We start from the raw sequence: 15,170 nt of genomic DNA, 5'->3' as shown, positions 1-15,170 counted from the left end.
TGAGCCGCCGAAGACGGTGGCGTCCTGGGAGAACACGCAGACGTCGCGGCCGTCGATGGTGCCGTAGCCGGTGACGACGCCGTCGCCGACGGGGCGGTTGTCGGCGAGGCCGAAGTTCACGCTGCGGTGCCGGGCGAGGGCGTCGAGTTCGACGAAGCTGCCGTCGTCCAATAACGCGGTGATGCGTTCGCGGGCGGTGAGCTTGCCCTTGGCGTGGACCTTTTCGACCGCGGCTTCACCGCTCGGGTGCTGCGCCTCGGCCTGACGATTACGCAGGTCGGCGAGCTTTCCCGCCGTCGTGTGAATATCGGGCGTACTCGCCGACTCCGCCGCGCTCGGCTCCTGAACAGTGGTCATGACAGGTCAGCTTAACGAGAGCGGGCGAGCTTCTGCCAAGGGAGGTGGTCAGGCGGCGGGTTGCCCGGACCCGGCTACTGACCAGTACCTTTTCCACCTCGTCCTAGGCTGTGGTGATGTGGACCGACCTGAACCGACCCCCTCTCAACGCCGACAATCTGCGTGCGGCGCTCGTCCGTGGTGACGACGACAGCGATACCCGCAGGTTCTGGTCGCGGCTCGACGTGGTCCAGGAGACCGGGTCCACCAACGCCGACCTCCTCGCGCGGGCTGCGGCGTCGGACAGCGACCGGCACGTGTTGCTCGCGGAGTTCCAGGGCAGCGGCCGCGGCCGCCACTCGCGCGCCTGGGTGAGTCCGCCGCAGGCGCAGATCGCCGTCTCCGCGCTGTTGACGATGCCGGGGATGAGCGTGAACGACATGGGGTGGCTGCCGCTGCTGACCGGAGTCGCCGTCGTCGATGCGCTGCGGGCCGTCGCGAAGGTGCCCGCGGAACTGAAGTGGCCCAACGACGTGCTGATCGACGGTCGCAAGGTCGCCGGGATCCTCGCCGAGGTGTCCGCCACCACACCGGATCCCGCGGTGGTCGTCGGGATCGGACTCAACGTCAGCCTCACGCGGGACGAACTCCCGGTGACGCACGCGACGTCGCTCGTGCTCGAGGACGCGGAGGTCAGTGACCGCGACACCCTCGTGCGGGCGGTGCTCCGCGCGATCGCCGACCGTTGGCAGCAATGGCACGACTCCAACTGGGACGTCACCGAACTCGCGGACGCCTACCGTGCGCGCTGCGGCACGCTCGGTCAGCGGGTGCGTGCGGAACTGCCCGGCGGGCGTGAACTGATCGGGATCGCCACGGACGTCGACGCCGAGGGGCGGGTCGTGATCGCGCCCGACGGGCAACCCGGCACCGTCGCCGTCTCCGCAGGTGACATCACACATTTACGCCCGGTGCGTACCGAGTAGTGCGACACTGTGGTACATGAGTACCTCAATTCCGGAGTCCTCCGTCACCGCAGCCCGGCGCACGTTGACCGGCCTCACGGTGGTGCTCGGTCTGCTCACCCTGGGACTGGGCATCGCAGTGCTCGTCTGGCCGCACGTCACGCTCACCGTGGTGGCCGTCCTGATCGCCATCCAGTTCTTCGGATTCGGCATCGTCCAGATCATCCGGGCGTTCGCCGACGTCGACGCCGGGGGAGGTACACGAACCCTGCTGGGCGTATCCGGCGCCCTGGCAATACTTCTGGCGTTCCTCGTCCTGCGGAGCCCACTCCAGACGGTCGTGATCATCGCGCTCGTCGTCGGCGCGTGGTGGGTGTTCCGCGGTGTCCTCGACATCGTCGCGGGAGCATCGGGTTCGGTCGCGGATCGCGGGCTGACCATCGTGCTCGGGGTGATCAGCGTCGTCGCCGGCGCCATCGTGCTCCTGCAGCCCGAACTGTCGCTCGAGGTGTTCGTGATCGTGGTCGGAGTGTGGATGGTGCTGTACGGCATCATCATCGTCATCACCCCGATCGTGCTCAGCCGCATGCGGTAGAGGCACACTCTTCGCATGGGATATCCGGAGGACGCCCTTGCCGAGGACGAGGAACTACTGCTTCACCGTCATCCGCACTGGAAGATGTTGCTGCTCCCCGCTGTCACGTTTCTGCTGGCGACGGCCGTAGCGGGTTTCTCGGCGGGCTTCGCCGAGAACAAGCTGGACGGTTCCGCGATGAACGTCGTGCTCGTCGTCATCCTCGTGGTGTGGCTGGCGCTCGTCGTATGGCGCTGCGTCGCGCCGTTTCTCAGCTGGAAGTTCACCCACTTCATCGTCACCGACCGCCGCGTGCTCATCCGCCAGGGTGTGATGACACACACCGGGATCGACATCCCGATGGGGCGCATCAGCAACGTCCAGTTCCGGCACGGCCTCCTCGACCGGATGCTCCGCACCGGAACGCTGGTCATCGTGTCCTCCTCCGACGATCCGCTGGAATTCGACGACATCCCCGACGTCCAGCGGGTCCATTCGCTGCTCTATCACCAGGTGTTCGACGCGATGGATCTCCACCGTGACCGGGAGCGCGAAGACCCGCGTGGCGACGCCGACACCGGCAAAGGCTGGTAACCGGTCACGGCCGTCTCCGCACCTCCGTACGCTGTGGAGGTGACTGCAGTTTTGCTTGCCGAAGATGACGAAGCCATCGCCGCCCCGCTGTCGCGGGCACTGGGCCGGGAGGGATACGACGTCACCATCGAGCAGACCGGCCCTGCGGCGCTGGAGCAGGCCCTCGACGGTGCATACGACCTGTTGATCCTGGACCTCGGCCTACCCGGCATGGACGGCCTCGAGGTGTGCAGGCAAGTACGCGCCCACAGTTCGGAACTGGCGGTGCTCATGCTCACCGCACGCACCGACGAGGTCGACTTCGTCGTCGGACTCGACGCAGGTGCCGACGACTACGTGGGCAAGCCGTTCCGGTTGGCGGAGTTGATGGCCCGCGTGCGCGCCCTGCTGCGGCGCCGCGGCGGCGGCGAGGATTCGGTCGTGGAGGTCGGAGGCATCCGGCTCGAGCCCGCGGCCCGCAGGGTGCTCGTGAACGGAACCGAGATCGCCCTCGCCAACAAGGAGTACGAACTTCTCCGGGTACTGCTCGAGCACGCGGGTCAGGTGGTGTCCCGCGACACCATCCTCGCGGAGGTGTGGGGCGACGTGGAACTGCGTGGCTCGAAGACTCTGGACATGCACATGTCGTGGCTTCGCCGGAAGATCGGTGACGAGGGCCCCGCCGCCGAGCGTCGCATCGCGACGGTCCGCGGAGTCGGCTTCCGCATCAACACCGACTAGGCGGGGCAGTGCGCCGCAGAATTCTCCAGTCGATCCTCGCAGTCGTGATCCTGACGGCGCTGCTGCTCGGTGTGCCGCTCATCTACACGGCGTGGTTGTGGGTCGAGGACTTCAACCGCAGCGATCTCCAGGTCCGGCTCGATCGGATGGCGACCGAGATCATCACCCAGGAGGGTGTCAACGGCGTCGTCGAGGGTGATCTCGACACGAATTCGCTGCGCCTGCTGACGCCGGCCGGGGGACGCCTCGTCGTGGTCTATCCGACCACCGACGACGGCGCCGCCCGCGTCGACATCGGCGAACCCGCCGTGCAGTCGCCGCTCGTGGAGTCCCTCGCGATGGGCACGTCCGGTTCGCTCCGGCTCGAGGTGCCCTCCGACGAGATGCGCACCCAGCAACGCCAGGCGGTCGGTGCCGTCGCCCTGCTGGTGCTCCTGTCCATCGCCGCGGGCACCGTGGTCGCCTACGTCACCGCGAAGCGGCTCGCCGATCCGCTACGGGACGTCGCCGACCGGGCGGCCCGGCTCGCCGAGGGCGACTTCCGGCCCGACGTGCGACGCCACGACATCCCCGAACTCGACCGCGTCTCCGACGTCCTCGACTCCGCGACCGTCGAGATCGCGGGACGACTTCAGCGCGAACACGCGCTCGTCGCGGACGTCTCCCACCAGCTCCGCAGCCGGCTGACGGCCGTCCGGCTCCGGCTCGACGAGCTGTCCGTGCACTCGGACCCCGCGGTCGTGGTGGAAGCGGACGAGGCGATGGCGCAGGTCGACCGGTTGACCGTCGCGATCGACGAACTGGTCCGTTCGTCCCGCAGCTCCGGCACCGAGACCCAGGTGTCGGTGATCCGCGAGCTCAGCGTGGTCATCGCCGACTGGAAACGGCCCTTCGAGGACGTCGACCGCCAGCTGCTGCTGCGCGGCGACACGAACGTGATGGCGTCCACCACCGGTTCCCGGCTCCGTGAGGCCGTCGCGGTCCTCGTCGACAACGCGCTCATGCACGGGGCGGGAACGTGCACGGTATCGGTGCGCCTGATCCAGGGGCAGACGCTCCGGTCGCCCGGCAACGACACGTCGCCGCGCGAGGCCACGGTGTGCGTGGAGGTGTCGGACGAGGGTGTCGGAGTCAGCAACGACCTGGCGCCGCACATCTTCGACCGCGGCTTCTCGGGCGCCGGTTCGACCGGTGTGGGCCTGGCACTGGCCCGCGCACTCATCGAGGCCGACGGCGGCCGGCTGGAACTGCAGAGACGCCGTCCGGCCCTGTTCGCGATCTTCGTTCCCATCGCCCGCGAGCACGTGCCGACGCGGGTCACCGGGATCCGGGAGCCCCGCTGAGGTCAGGCGTGGCCGGAGGGTTCCTCGGCGGCCTCGTCGACGAGATCCGGATCGATGAGGTGCACGTTCTCGTCGGGGAACGCGAACCGGCGGAGTGCCCAGAACCGGAACACCATCTGCAGCAGGTTGCCGATGATGTAGTTGAGGACGAAGTCGACGACGACCAGCGTGGTCAGGTTCTCCTGGTCGGCGCGGATGTCGAACACGTTGTTCGCGATCCACAGCGGCGCGGCGGCGAGAAGAACACCGACCCCGCTGATCGTGAAGAACAGCAGAGCCTCGTGGTGGCGTTCCCGTCCACCCCGATTCTTGAACGACCATTCGCGGTTGAGGATGTAACTCAGGACGGTCGCGAGAATTCCGGACAGAACTTTGGCGACAACAGGCTTCTCTTCGAGGATCGTGAGGCTCAGCGAATAGAAGATCGCGAGGTCGAAGATCATGGTGGTGCCGCCCACAATCGCGAACTTGATCAGTTCGTGATGGCGCAACGCGAGGGCCCGAAAGGGCTGGGGAACGCGTGCGAGGACGCCGTCGACAAATGACACAACGGATGAGTTTACGAAAGTCGGACCGAATACCACCAATTGGCGGCGAGATCATCAGGAGAATCACAGAAACAGCGGACCGGTACCTCGGCGGCGGAACCCGGCACCGGACGTGACAAACTAGTGACCCGTGACCGGCAACTCTGACTCCACACCGCGTCCCACGACCCCCCGCGATCTTATCGCCGGGCAACCCGTCGTGACGATGATCGGTGGCGGCCAACTCGCACGGATGACCCATCAGGCCGCAATCGCCCTCGGCCAGACGCTGCGGGTGCTGTCCGGCACCGCCGACGAACCCGCCGCGCAGGTGAGCCCCGACGTCGTCCTCGGCAGCCACACCGACCTCGACGCGCTCCGTACGGCCGCGGTCGGGTCGCACGCCCTGACCTTCGACCACGAGCACGTGCCGACCGAGCACCTCGACGTTCTCGTCGCCGAGGGCGTGAACGTGCAGCCGCCGCCGCAGGCGCTGATCTACGCGCAGGACAAGCTGGCGATGCGCCGCAAGCTCGGCGAACTCGGTGCCCCGGTCCCGGCCTTCGCCGAGGTGACGTGGGCCGAGGACGTCGTCAAGTTCGGCGCCGAACACGGCTGGCCGGTCGTCATCAAGGCCGTCCGCGGCGGATACGACGGCCGCGGCGTGTGGATCACGGACGACTCCGACGAAGCTGAACGCATCGTCACCCGGCAACTCGACAAGGGTGTCTCCCTCATCGTCGAGGAGAAGGTCGAGATGCGGCGCGAGCTGTCGGCGATGGTGGCCCGGTCACCGTTCGGCCAGGGCGCCACCTGGCCGGTCGTGGAGACCGTGCAACGCCACGGACAGTGCGCCGTGGTCCTGGCTCCCGCCCCCGCGCTGCCCGACTCGCTCGCCGAGGCCGCCGAGGAACTGGCGCTGCGGATCGCGTCCGAGCTCGGTGTGGTCGGCGCCATGGCCGTCGAACTGTTCGAGACCACCGACGGCACACTCGTCGTCAACGAACTCGCGATGCGCCCGCACAATTCCGGCCACTGGACCATGGACGGCGCCCGCACCTCACAGTTCGAGCAGCACTTGCGCGCCGTCCTCGACTACCCACTCGGCGACACCGCACCGCTCGCCCCGATCACGGTGATGGCAAACGTGCTCGGCGCACCGACCGCGCCCGAGATGAGCATGGACGAACGCGTCCACCACCTCTTCGCCCGGATGCCCGACGCGAAAATTCACCTGTACGGCAAGGGCGAACGCGAGGACCGGAAGATCGGCCACGTGAACATCGTGGGCGGACCCGGCTCGATCGACGACCCCGAGTACGTGGCACGGGTGCGCGAGCGCGCCGAACGCGCCGCACATTGGCTCTCGCACGCTGAATGGACCGACGGATGGGATGCACACGGTGAGTGAATCGGCAGCACGACAGGGCGCACAGGTCGGGCTCGTCATGGGCAGCGACTCGGACTGGCCCACCATGGAGGCCGCCGCCGAGGCGCTTGCCGAATTCGGGGTGCGCTTCGAGGTCGGAGTCGTCTCCGCACACCGCACCCCGCAACGCATGCTCGACTACGCGAAGGACGCGGCCGGCCGCGGAATCCAGGTGATCATCGCGGGCGCCGGTGGCGCAGCCCACCTGCCGGGCATGGTTGCCTCGGCCACCCCGCTGCCCGTCATCGGTGTGCCCGTCCCGCTGAAGTACCTCGACGGCATGGACTCGCTGCTCTCGATCGTGCAGATGCCCGCCGGTGTCCCCGTCGCGACCGTCTCCATCGGCGGCGCCCGCAACGCCGGTCTCCTCGCGGTCCGCATCCTCGGCGCCGCCGACCCCGCCCTGCAGCACCAGATGGTCGCGTTCCAGGACGGGCTCGAGAAGATGGTCCTCGACAAGGACAAGGCCCTCCGCGACAAGCTCCTGGGCTGACCTATCCTGCGCACATGAAACGCAGCCGCGGGGTGCCGATGATTCGCGCGTCGCGGGGGAATCCTCGGTCGGCGGCGATCACGCGTCTCGCGTTGGCGTATGCCCGCACGTGGGGCGCCCGCATCACGTTCGACGACGAGTTCGGCGTGTTCGTGTGCAGCGGCATGCGGGGTGGGTACGCCCGTGGCGGGACGACCGTCGGCGGTGCGTTCCTCACCGGCCGAAAACCGGCGAGGACCCTCGTGCGACACGAGGCCGTCCACGCCGACCAGTGGGCGATGTACGGCTGGACGTTCGCGCTGCGGTACCTGTGCGAGGAATTGCGGCACCCCCGTGTCCGGAACCGATTCGAGATCGCGGCGGGTCTCGTGGACGGCGGCTACCGGGAGAGTTGACGGGTGATCTTCTCGGTGTCCACGCGCCTCGACTGAGCCGCGGCGTCGGCGTTGGTCACCTGCACCAGGGACGCCCCGGCGGCGAAGACGGCCACGAGTCCGTCGATCAGTGCGTCGGGGGAGTCCCACGCCTTCTCGGACAGCACGCGGTCGGTGCCGGTGATCCCACGAGCCTCGGCGGAGGCGTGTGCGGCGGCGAGGACGTCGTCGACGCTCTTGCCCGCGAGCGCGGGTCCGGCGACCGTGGGCCGGAACTGATCGCCGTGGACGCGCACGGACGTGGCGTAGTCGGTGATGCCGACGGGAAGGTCGGGAACGGGCCTTCCGAACGCGTCCAGCGACAGCGCCGCGACCTCCGGTACGTCCTCGACGTCGTCGAGGTGCTGCGCCGAGACGAGTGCGACGTCGGCGTCCGCATCGGGTTCGAGGACGACCTCGGCGCCGGCCCACCACGCGCCGAGGAGCACGGCGGCGGTCTGCCAGTGCGCGGGCAGGAGCACCGCGACGCGGGCGCCGGGTTCGAGGGCGAATTCGTCCCGCAGCAGGTTGGCGGTCTTGGCCGCCCAGTTGGCGAGCGTCAGGGCCGAGAGTTCGACGCGTTCGCCGGTCGCGTCGTCGTAGAACGTGACGCGCGGCCCGGCGGGGTCGTTCTTCAGGATCGGGTCGAGCAGGGCATCGGTCAGCGTGCGGGACGCATGGTTCATGGACACAGTCCGTTTCTCGTTCTCTAGTTCACGCAACGCGGGCCCGACGAGCCGGCATCGATGGGTGGGCCGGGCGGTGCCGGGGTGGGCGTCGTCCCTCCCGTGGACACGGGCTCGAGGCCCGTCTCCGAGGACTCGGACGAGGAGGACGTGGTGCTGGTGGTCTCGGCGGACGTCGGACCCTGGTAGTCGCTCGACAACACCACCCGAACCGAGCCCTCGGGAAGGGTCGTGTCGGTGTCGGTGGGGAGCCCGCCGAGTGCGGCGGCGACGGCCTTCGCGCTGTCGTCGTCCGCGGAGTGCGCGAAGACGGTGGTCTCGCTCACCGACCTGCCCGTGTAATTTCCGACCTCGCCCTGGCTGTAGCCGAGCGAGTTCAGCGCCTCGGCGACACCGTTCGCGAGGCCTCCGACGTCGCTGGCGTTGGCGACGTCGACGGTGACGGTCGAGGTGTCGACCTTGGGCGTCTCCGGTGTGGTCGTCTCCTCCGAGTCGGTGGGCTCCTCGCCGACGAGTCCGGCCACGTATTTCTTCACGTCCTTCGGCTTCACCTCGACGATGGACTCGCCGTAGTCGGTCATGCCGTTCAGGTCCGTCACCGGAATCGTCTCGAATTGCACCTTGCCGCCGGCGAGGTCCTGCAGTTGGGTGGCGAACTCGATGATGTCCCAGTCGTCGTCGAGCACCACCGAGCGCTGCACCGCGTCGCTGAGTTCGTTCAGCTTGCCCGGGTCGCTGAGGGTCTTCGCGGACAGCACCTTGCCGACGAGCGAGGCCATGAACACCTGCTGGCGCACGATGCGGTCGAGGTCGCCGCGCGGGAGGTCGTGGCGCTGGCGGACGAAGCTCAACGCGTCCGCACCCTTCAACGTCTGCTCCCCGGCGGGGAAGTGCGCACCCGACATGTCCTCGTCCACCGGTTCGTTGAGGCAGACGTCGACCCCGCCGACCGCGTTGGTCAGGAGGACGAACCCGAGCAGCCCGACCTCGGCGTAGTGGTCGACGGTGATGCCGGTGAGGTCTGCCACCGATTCGATGAGCGCCTCACGGCCGGCCTTCGTCGACTCCTCCTCGGCCTCCTTGTCGGTGGCTCCGTCCTCGACGAGTTTCAGCCGCTCGGTTTCCTTGGTGGCGCCGTAGGCGGCGTTGATCTTCGACATGCCGATGCCCGGCACGTTCACGTAGGAGTCGCGGGGGATCGAGATGGCGGTGGCGGAGCTGCCGTCGTTCGGGACGCGGATGAGGACGATGGTGTCGGTGTTGGACGCCACCTCCTCGCCGGCGCGCAGCGAGTCGAGCTCCTCCTGTGAGAGGGGGTTGCCGTGGGCGTCGGTGCGGCTGTCCGTGCCGACCATGAGGATGTCGACGGCGCCGTCGGCGCTACCGCCGAGTCCGAGACCGCCCGCGGTTGCCAGATTGTTGCGCAGCGAGTCGATGCTCCGCCACGCGAATCCCGTGACGACGAGGGCGAGCACCGACAGCACCGCGACAGCGATGTGAATCGGCCGCCGAGCCGTGCTCGGGGGTGCGTCTGGTGCGGGTTGCTCGTGTGACACGGAAACCAGGCTACTGGTCGACGCGCCGGGAACAGGGAGGCGTGGATCGGCGTGCCAGACTGGCCCCCGTGACCAACATCCTTGTGACCGGTGCCCGGGGGCAGCTGGGCGGACACCTCCTCCGACGAGCCGAGGCAATGGGAATTCCGGCCCGCGGCGTGGGATCGGACGAGCTCGACATCACGAACCGTGCCGCGGTGGATGCGCAGGTCGAAGGCGGATCGGTGGTGATCAACTGCGCGGCCTACACGGCGGTCGATGCTGCGGAGTCGGACGAACAGACGGCGTCGGCGGTCAACGAACTCGGGCCGGCGAACCTGGCGGCGGCGTGCGCCCGGGTCGGTGCCCGGCTGATTCACGTCTCCACCGACTACGTCTTCGCCGGGCAGGGCGACACGCCATACGAGGTGGACGCCCCGACCGGTCCCGCGACCGCGTACGGACGCACCAAGCTCGCGGGCGAGCGGGCCGTGCACGCTGCGCTTTCGTCCGCCCACGTCGTGCGCACCGCGTGGGTGTACACGGGGGTCGGTTCCGACTTCGTGTCCACCATGCGACGGCTCGAGCGTGAACGTGACACGGTCGACGTCGTGGACGACCAGGTGGGCTCGCCCACATTTGCCGGCGACCTGGCCGATGCGCTACTCGAACTGGCCGGTCGCAGCGACGTCGACGCACCGGTGCTCCACGCCACCAATGCAGGCCGGGCGAGTTGGTTCGACCTCGCGCGCGCCGTGTTCGAGGAGGCAGGTGCCGACCCGCACAGAGTGCACCCGTGCACCAGCGCCCAGTTCGTGCGGCCCGCCCCGAGACCGGCCTTCTCGGTGCTGTCGGGCAGCGCGTGGGCCGACGCCGGGCTGACCCCGTTGCGGCCGTGGCGTGACGCGTTGCATGCGGCTCTGCATGCAGTGGTGTGAGGCGGACCCTCTTTCAACGGCTACGCTTGCCCGCGTGAGTTCGAAGCTGGCCGTGGTGACGGTGACCTATTCGCCAGGTGAGCATCTGGAGCAGTTCCTGGGCACTCTCGCCGAGGCGACGAAAGAAGATCCGCAGGTCGTGATGGCCGACAACGGATCGACGGACGGCGCCCCCGAGGCCGCGGACGCGGCGCACGAGCACGTGCGTCTGCTGCGCACCGGCGGGAACATCGGCTACGGCGGTGCCATCAACAGGGCTGTGGCGGAGATCGACGAGGACATCGAGTTCGTCGTCATCGCCAATCCGGATGTGCGCTGGGCGCCCGGATCGATCGACGTTCTCCTCGCGGCCGCCGAGCGCTGGCCGCGGGCGGGGGCACTCGGACCGCTCGTTCTGGAACCCGACGGAAGCATCTACCCGTCGGCGCGTCAGGTCCCCGACCTCGTGTCGGGGGCGGGGCACGCCGTCCTGGGCACGGTGTGGCCGTCCAACCCGTGGACTGCCGGCTACCGGCAGGAGAACGAGACCGTCAGCGAGCGGTCGGTCGGCTGGCTGTCCGGCTCGTGCCTGCTGATGCGGCGCGCGGCGTTCGACTCGATCAACGGTTTCGATTCCCGCTACTTCATGTACATGGAGGACGTCGACCTCGGCGACCGCCTGGGCAAGGCCGGGTGGCTCAACGTGTACGTGCCCTCCGCCGAGGTCACGCACGCGAAGGGACATGCCGCGGGCAAGCACCCGGAACTGATGCTGCCCGCCCACCATCAGAGCGCGTACCGGTTCCAGGCCGACCGCCACCCCCACTGGTGGCAGGCGCCCCTGCGGTGGGCACTTCGGGGAGGATTGGCAGTGCGGTCGAAGATCGCCGTGGCCGCGGCGGTCCGGGAACGTCGGAAGAACGAGAACGAGGGGGGAACGACTCATGGCAATTGAGAAGACGACCGATGCGGTGGTGCTGGTCGGCGGCAAGGGGACGAGGCTTCGTCCGCTGACCCTGTCGGCGCCCAAGCCCATGCTGCCCACCGCGGGCCTGCCGTTCCTCCAGCATCTGCTCGCGCGGATCGGGGCGGCCGGGATCACCCACGTGGTCCTCGGGACGTCGTTCAAGGCGGAGGTCTTCGAGGAGTACTTCGGCGACGGCTCCAAGCTGGGTCTGGAGATCGACTACGTCACCGAGACCGAGCCGCTCGGAACCGGCGGCGGCATCCGGAACGTGCTGCCGAAGCTGCGCGGCGACCACACCATGGTCTTCAACGGGGACGTCCTCGGCGGCACCGACCTCGGAGCGATCCTCGACACCCACCGGACCCGGGACGCCGACGTCACCCTGCACCTCGTGCGGGTCGGGGATCCGCGCGCGTTCGGCTGTGTGCCCACCGATGCGGACGGCCGCGTCACCGCCTTCCTCGAGAAGACGCAGGACCCGCCGACCGACCAGATCAACGCCGGTTGCTACGTGTTCAAGCGGGAGATCATCGAGCAGATCCCCGCGGGACGCCCGGTGTCGGTGGAGCGCGAGGTGTTCCCGTCGCTGCTGGCCGACGGCGCCAAGGTGTACGGCCACGTCGACTCCTCGTACTGGCGCGACATGGGCACCCCCGAGGACTTCGTGCGCGGTTCCGCGGACCTGGTCCGCGGCATCGCCCCGTCGCCGGCGCTGGACGGCCCCCGCGGTGAATCGCTCGTCCATCCGGGCGCGGGTGTCGCCCCCGGTGCGCTGCTGATCGGCGGAACCGTCGTCGGCCGCGGCGCCGAGGTGGGTGCGGGTGCGCGCCTCGACGGTGCGGTGCTGTTCGACGGTGCCGTGGTCGAGGCCGGAGCGACCGTCGAACGGTCCATCATCGGATTCGGCGCGCGGATCGGTCCGCGAGCTCTCGTGCGTGACGCGGTGATCGGTGACGGAGCCGACGTCGGCGCGCGGTGCGAACTCCTCCGCGGGGCCCGCGTGTGGCCCGGCGTGATGCTGCCCGACGGCGGGGTCCGGTTCAGCACGGACGTGTGAGAGATCAACGTACCCTGCCCTGAAGGGCCGGGTTTGCCAGTCGCGTCCCCGACTGGCTGTCAGGTGCGCGCCGACTGTAGGCCGGTTGATTAGGCGGCCCAATAGCCGTGCGTCGTGGTCATGTACTTCACGTACCCCAGGTAGGCGATGTTCAACGCGGCATTGTGATCTGCCTGATCGACATGTCCACACACCCGGCACACAAACCGATCCTGTGTGATCCGGTTCGCCTTGTCGACGTGCCCGCACGGGTAGCACGTCCGCGAGGTGTTCCGCGGGTTAATGACCTCCACAGGGACACCCACCGACGCGGCTTTGTAGGTGACGAAGTCCCGCAACTGTGCATACGCCCACGAGTGCAGTTGTTGCCGCTGTGCCTTGGCCGGCCGTACCCGCTCGCGGATCCCGGAAAGGTCTTCCAGGACGATTCCACGACCGGTGCGTTGCGCCTGAGCAACAATGGTCTTCGAAATCTGATGGTTGATATCGGTGGCGTACCGATGCTCCTTCTCGCGACGCCGTCGCAGCTTCCGCTTCGCCGACTTCGACCCGACCTTCTGCAAGGTCCGCCGTGTCCGCGTGTACTTGCCGCGGCGTGCGGTGACCGCCCCACTGGACCAGTCCGCCGACGCAGCGGTGTCATCGGAGGTGACCGCGAGGTTCACGATCCCCAGGTCCACGCCGAGGAACTCCTCGACCACTACCGGTTCTACCGGTTCGGGTGCCGGGACGTCGACCGTCGCGTGGAGGAACCACATGTTGTCGCGGAACACGAGATCTGTCTCACCACAACGGTGTTCCAGGAGTGCACGCTGCCACGGCGCGCACACATACCGCACCGCTTTGAGTCGGCCTTCGCTTGTCCAGATACTGATCGTCGAGCCCTGCTGTTGCCAGGACAGGCACCGATCGTCGAACGGTTGCGCCGCCAACGCCCGGAACCCGATCGCCGTGGCGGCGATATCCGTGGCGCGTTTGCCGCCACCCGGGCCATAATTACCGGCCTCAAGGTTCGCGCCCCGCGTCGCGTAGGCGTCCGCGACCTTCTTGATCGTGCGGACCGCCGGTTGCGCCGACAGTCCCAACGCCTTCAACTGGTGGTAGACGGCCTTCTGCAGGGCGAACGCGCGGCGATCCTCGCTCGCTTGCGCGACCCGTGACACCACGCCTGCGGCGGTGTCACACAACATCAGCGTGTCGTGCAGCGCACGCGCCTGCGCGTCGGTGGGGGCAAGTTTGATCTTCACCACCCGTTTCACACCCTCACCACCCTCCCGTGCGTCATCAAATATCGTCGAGGCGCGTTCACCGATCCGATGCTCACCCGCTGTGAGGAGATCATGGCAGAGGTGTGTGACACGTTCGGTGTGGCGCTGACCGGTTCAACGCGAAGCACGATCACGTGCATCTGCCGATCCACGACCCACCGACAGTTCAACCGTCAATTCTGGTCACCAGCCTCGAGGGTGTCTCGGCACGGCATCCGCGACAGCAATTCCCCGACCACACCCGGGCAAACCTCTGCAGTCACTCTTCGCCACCACCATATTTCGTTGCCTCCGCCGGAGACCCCGCTATCAAACGTCGCCCCATACATCACCAACCAGAAACAGCCCTGATCCCGGGGGAGTCGTGCAGTCCCGGCTCTACCACGCAACTCTGATCGGCTACCTCCGGCCATGAAGGGCCCGGCTTCCGCCGAAGCGCTGGTGAAGTGACGCACGGCTTCACACGCTAAGTGGCGCTCGACGATTCGTTTACGGAGGGATCGGCGATCCGGACCCGAGGCGTCCCAACGGATTACGCGGACGATCGGATCAGGTTGCCGAGCAACTTGCGGCCCGTTCGGGGGATCTCGGCTACGCCGACCCGGCGATCTGGGGAACATCCTCCGGCGACCGTATCTCGGCGAAACGCCCGACGCTGGAACCGCTCCGCTAGCGCAGTCCGGCCAGGTACACGAGGTGGTCGATCGTGGACCTCTCCGCGTTCGGCGGGAGCGCGTCCACGGGCCACCAGCGGAGATCCGTGGATTCGGAACTCCGCACGATGTGGGCGTCGGGACGCGCGCGGACGAGGAACCGGAGATCCAGGTGGCGGGTGGGCTGTCCGAGCGAGCACGTGATCGGGTGCGTGTGCGCCGACAGCAGGTCGGGATCGATCCGGAGGTCGGGGATTCCCGATTCCTCGCACGCCTCCCGCAGCGCGGCATCGACGACCGTGTCGTCGGAAGGCTCACAGTGCCCACCCAATTGGATCCACCTGCCGACCCGCGGATGCAGGGTGAGCAGCACGTGGCACCCGCCCTCGTCCAGGACGAGGGAGGACGCCGTGATGTGTCCGGGCACGTGCTCACGCAGGCATCCGAGGGGCGCTGATGCGAGGAACGCGAGCATGGTGTGCCGCAGCGATTCGTCGTTCTCGTCGAGTGTCTTCCAGCCCTCGAGCGCGGCGGTCGCGGTGCGGTGCAATGATTCCGCGGTCATGCCCCGGAGCTCATTTCTCCAGCAGGGCGTCGCCGGGGTCGGCGGCGGTGCGGGGCTCGAGCGGCTCGACGGGGTGGCCGACCGCGATCGCACCGAGTGGTCGCCAGTCTTCGGGGAGGTCGAGGACG

At 68.3% G+C, this 15,170-nt stretch carries 17 protein-coding genes and 1 pseudogene; 12 read left to right on the top strand and 6 right to left on the bottom strand.

The features are described from left to right. Positions 1-357: carboxyl transferase domain-containing protein (locus RJ1_RS42780; protein WP_276526515.1), on the bottom strand; the 357-nt coding region annotated here is incomplete at its 3' end. Positions 358-473: 116 nt separating this feature from the next. Between RJ1_RS42780 and RJ1_RS42775 the strand changes: the two genes are divergently transcribed. Genes RJ1_RS42775 through RJ1_RS42755 form a run of 5 tightly spaced genes read left to right on the top strand, consistent with a single transcriptional unit; the run spans position 474 to position 4,532 of the window. After that, a complete protein-coding gene (locus RJ1_RS42775) occupies positions 474-1,322 on the top strand; it encodes a biotin--[acetyl-CoA-carboxylase] ligase (protein WP_073370338.1) in 849 nt (282 codons plus the stop codon). Between the two features lie 16 nt (positions 1,323-1,338). Further along, a complete protein-coding gene (locus RJ1_RS42770; RefSeq protein WP_073370333.1) occupies positions 1,339-1,896 on the top strand; it encodes an HdeD family acid-resistance protein in 558 nt (185 codons plus the stop codon). Between the two features lie 15 nt (positions 1,897-1,911). Continuing rightward, the gene (locus RJ1_RS42765; protein WP_073370330.1) at positions 1,912-2,469 is read left to right on the top strand and encodes a PH domain-containing protein; all 558 of its coding nucleotides are present in this window, start codon (positions 1,912-1,914) and stop codon (positions 2,467-2,469) included. Positions 2,470-2,508: 39 nt separating this feature from the next. Continuing rightward, entirely contained in the window at positions 2,509-3,189 is a 681-nt protein-coding gene (locus tag RJ1_RS42760) for a response regulator transcription factor (protein ID WP_025432276.1), read from the top strand. An 8-nt stretch (positions 3,190-3,197) separates the two neighbouring features. Further along, the gene (locus RJ1_RS42755) at positions 3,198-4,532 is read left to right on the top strand and encodes a HAMP domain-containing sensor histidine kinase (RefSeq protein WP_073370327.1); all 1,335 of its coding nucleotides are present in this window, start codon (positions 3,198-3,200) and stop codon (positions 4,530-4,532) included. 2 nt (positions 4,533-4,534) lie between these two features. On the opposite strand, the gene RJ1_RS42750 is transcribed toward RJ1_RS42755, so the two are convergent. Beyond that, entirely contained in the window at positions 4,535-5,080 is a 546-nt protein-coding gene (locus RJ1_RS42750; protein WP_073370324.1) for a GtrA family protein, read from the bottom strand. 130 nt (positions 5,081-5,210) lie between these two features. Here RJ1_RS42750 and RJ1_RS42745 point away from each other — a divergent pair, with 130 nt between their 5' ends. From RJ1_RS42745 to RJ1_RS42735, 3 genes are read left to right on the top strand one after another with little or no spacing between them, the layout of a single operon-like run. Next, positions 5,211-6,470 carry a 5-(carboxyamino)imidazole ribonucleotide synthase gene (locus RJ1_RS42745; protein WP_073370321.1) on the top strand — a complete coding sequence of 420 codons (1,260 nt, stop codon included), beginning with the start codon at positions 5,211-5,213 and terminating at the stop codon, positions 6,468-6,470. Continuing rightward, the gene (gene purE, locus RJ1_RS42740; protein ID WP_073370318.1) at positions 6,454-6,981 is read left to right on the top strand and encodes a 5-(carboxyamino)imidazole ribonucleotide mutase; all 528 of its coding nucleotides are present in this window, start codon (positions 6,454-6,456) and stop codon (positions 6,979-6,981) included. Before RJ1_RS42745 ends, purE begins: the two co-directional genes overlap by 17 nt. A gap of 14 nt (positions 6,982-6,995) precedes the next feature. Continuing rightward, positions 6,996-7,376 carry a hypothetical protein gene (locus tag RJ1_RS42735; protein ID WP_073370315.1) on the top strand — a complete coding sequence of 127 codons (381 nt, stop codon included), beginning with the start codon at positions 6,996-6,998 and terminating at the stop codon, positions 7,374-7,376. Here the strand turns inward: RJ1_RS42735 and RJ1_RS42730 are convergent. Next, entirely contained in the window at positions 7,361-8,080 is a 720-nt protein-coding gene (locus tag RJ1_RS42730; protein ID WP_073370313.1) for a TIGR03089 family protein, read from the bottom strand. The genes RJ1_RS42735 and RJ1_RS42730 overlap by 16 nt on opposite strands. 23 nt (positions 8,081-8,103) lie before the next feature. Further along, entirely contained in the window at positions 8,104-9,636 is a 1,533-nt protein-coding gene (locus RJ1_RS42725) for an LCP family protein (protein ID WP_439958224.1), read from the bottom strand. 68 nt (positions 9,637-9,704) lie between these two features. Here RJ1_RS42725 and rfbD point away from each other — a divergent pair, with 68 nt between their 5' ends. The 3 genes from rfbD to manB are packed head-to-tail and all read left to right on the top strand — an operon-like array spanning position 9,705 to position 12,556. Further along, the gene (gene rfbD / locus RJ1_RS42720; protein WP_073370310.1) at positions 9,705-10,553 is read left to right on the top strand and encodes a dTDP-4-dehydrorhamnose reductase; all 849 of its coding nucleotides are present in this window, start codon (positions 9,705-9,707) and stop codon (positions 10,551-10,553) included. Positions 10,554-10,587: 34 nt separating this feature from the next. Beyond that, positions 10,588-11,487 carry a glycosyltransferase family 2 protein gene (locus RJ1_RS42715; RefSeq protein ID WP_073370307.1) on the top strand — a complete coding sequence of 300 codons (900 nt, stop codon included), beginning with the start codon at positions 10,588-10,590 and terminating at the stop codon, positions 11,485-11,487. Further along, the gene (manB, locus tag RJ1_RS42710) at positions 11,477-12,556 is read left to right on the top strand and encodes a mannose-1-phosphate guanylyltransferase (RefSeq protein ID WP_073370304.1); all 1,080 of its coding nucleotides are present in this window, start codon (positions 11,477-11,479) and stop codon (positions 12,554-12,556) included. Before RJ1_RS42715 ends, manB begins: the two co-directional genes overlap by 11 nt. A gap of 89 nt (positions 12,557-12,645) precedes the next feature. Here manB and RJ1_RS42705 read toward each other — a convergent pair whose 3' ends face one another. Next, positions 12,646-13,815, bottom strand: a complete 1,170-nt coding sequence (locus RJ1_RS42705) for an RNA-guided endonuclease InsQ/TnpB family protein (RefSeq protein WP_073370301.1) — start codon at positions 13,813-13,815, stop codon at positions 12,646-12,648. A 128-nt stretch (positions 13,816-13,943) separates the two neighbouring features. Here RJ1_RS42705 and RJ1_RS49135 point away from each other — a divergent pair. Beyond that, positions 13,944-14,219, top strand: a pseudogene (locus tag RJ1_RS49135) (transposase); the annotation flags it as partial. A gap of 274 nt (positions 14,220-14,493) precedes the next feature. Here RJ1_RS49135 and RJ1_RS42690 read toward each other — a convergent pair. Then, positions 14,494-15,042 (bottom strand): NUDIX hydrolase, encoded by a 549-nt coding sequence (locus RJ1_RS42690; RefSeq protein ID WP_073370299.1) that lies wholly within the window; start codon positions 15,040-15,042, stop codon positions 14,494-14,496. Positions 15,043-15,170 lie beyond the last annotated feature (128 nt).

Origin of the sequence: Rhodococcus jostii NBRC 16295 (assembly GCF_001894825.1) — a bacterium.
Taxonomy (GTDB): Bacteria; Actinomycetota; Actinomycetes; order Mycobacteriales; family Mycobacteriaceae; genus Rhodococcus_F; species Rhodococcus_F jostii.
The sequence above is the reverse complement of the archived record's forward strand: the minus strand, read 5'-3'. Positions and strand labels throughout refer to the sequence as shown.

Bases quoted from the DNA above. Each gene is read 5' to 3' on its own strand.
- purE (WP_073370318.1), top strand. From the start codon at position 6,454: ATGCACACGGTGAGTGAATCGGCAGCACGACAGGGCGCACAGGTCGGG.
- manB (WP_073370304.1), top strand. From the start codon at position 11,477: ATGGCAATTGAGAAGACGACCGATGCGGTGGTGCTGGTCGGCGGCAAG.
- RJ1_RS42765 (WP_073370330.1), top strand. From the start codon at position 1,912: ATGGGATATCCGGAGGACGCCCTTGCCGAGGACGAGGAACTACTGCTT.
- RJ1_RS42735 (WP_073370315.1), top strand. From the start codon at position 6,996: ATGAAACGCAGCCGCGGGGTGCCGATGATTCGCGCGTCGCGGGGGAAT.
- RJ1_RS42775 (WP_073370338.1), top strand. From the start codon at position 474: ATGTGGACCGACCTGAACCGACCCCCTCTCAACGCCGACAATCTGCGT.
- RJ1_RS42690 (WP_073370299.1), bottom strand. From the start codon at position 15,042: ATGACCGCGGAATCATTGCACCGCACCGCGACCGCCGCGCTCGAGGGC.
- RJ1_RS42770 (WP_073370333.1), top strand. From the start codon at position 1,339: ATGAGTACCTCAATTCCGGAGTCCTCCGTCACCGCAGCCCGGCGCACG.
- RJ1_RS42730 (WP_073370313.1), bottom strand. From the start codon at position 8,080: ATGAACCATGCGTCCCGCACGCTGACCGATGCCCTGCTCGACCCGATC.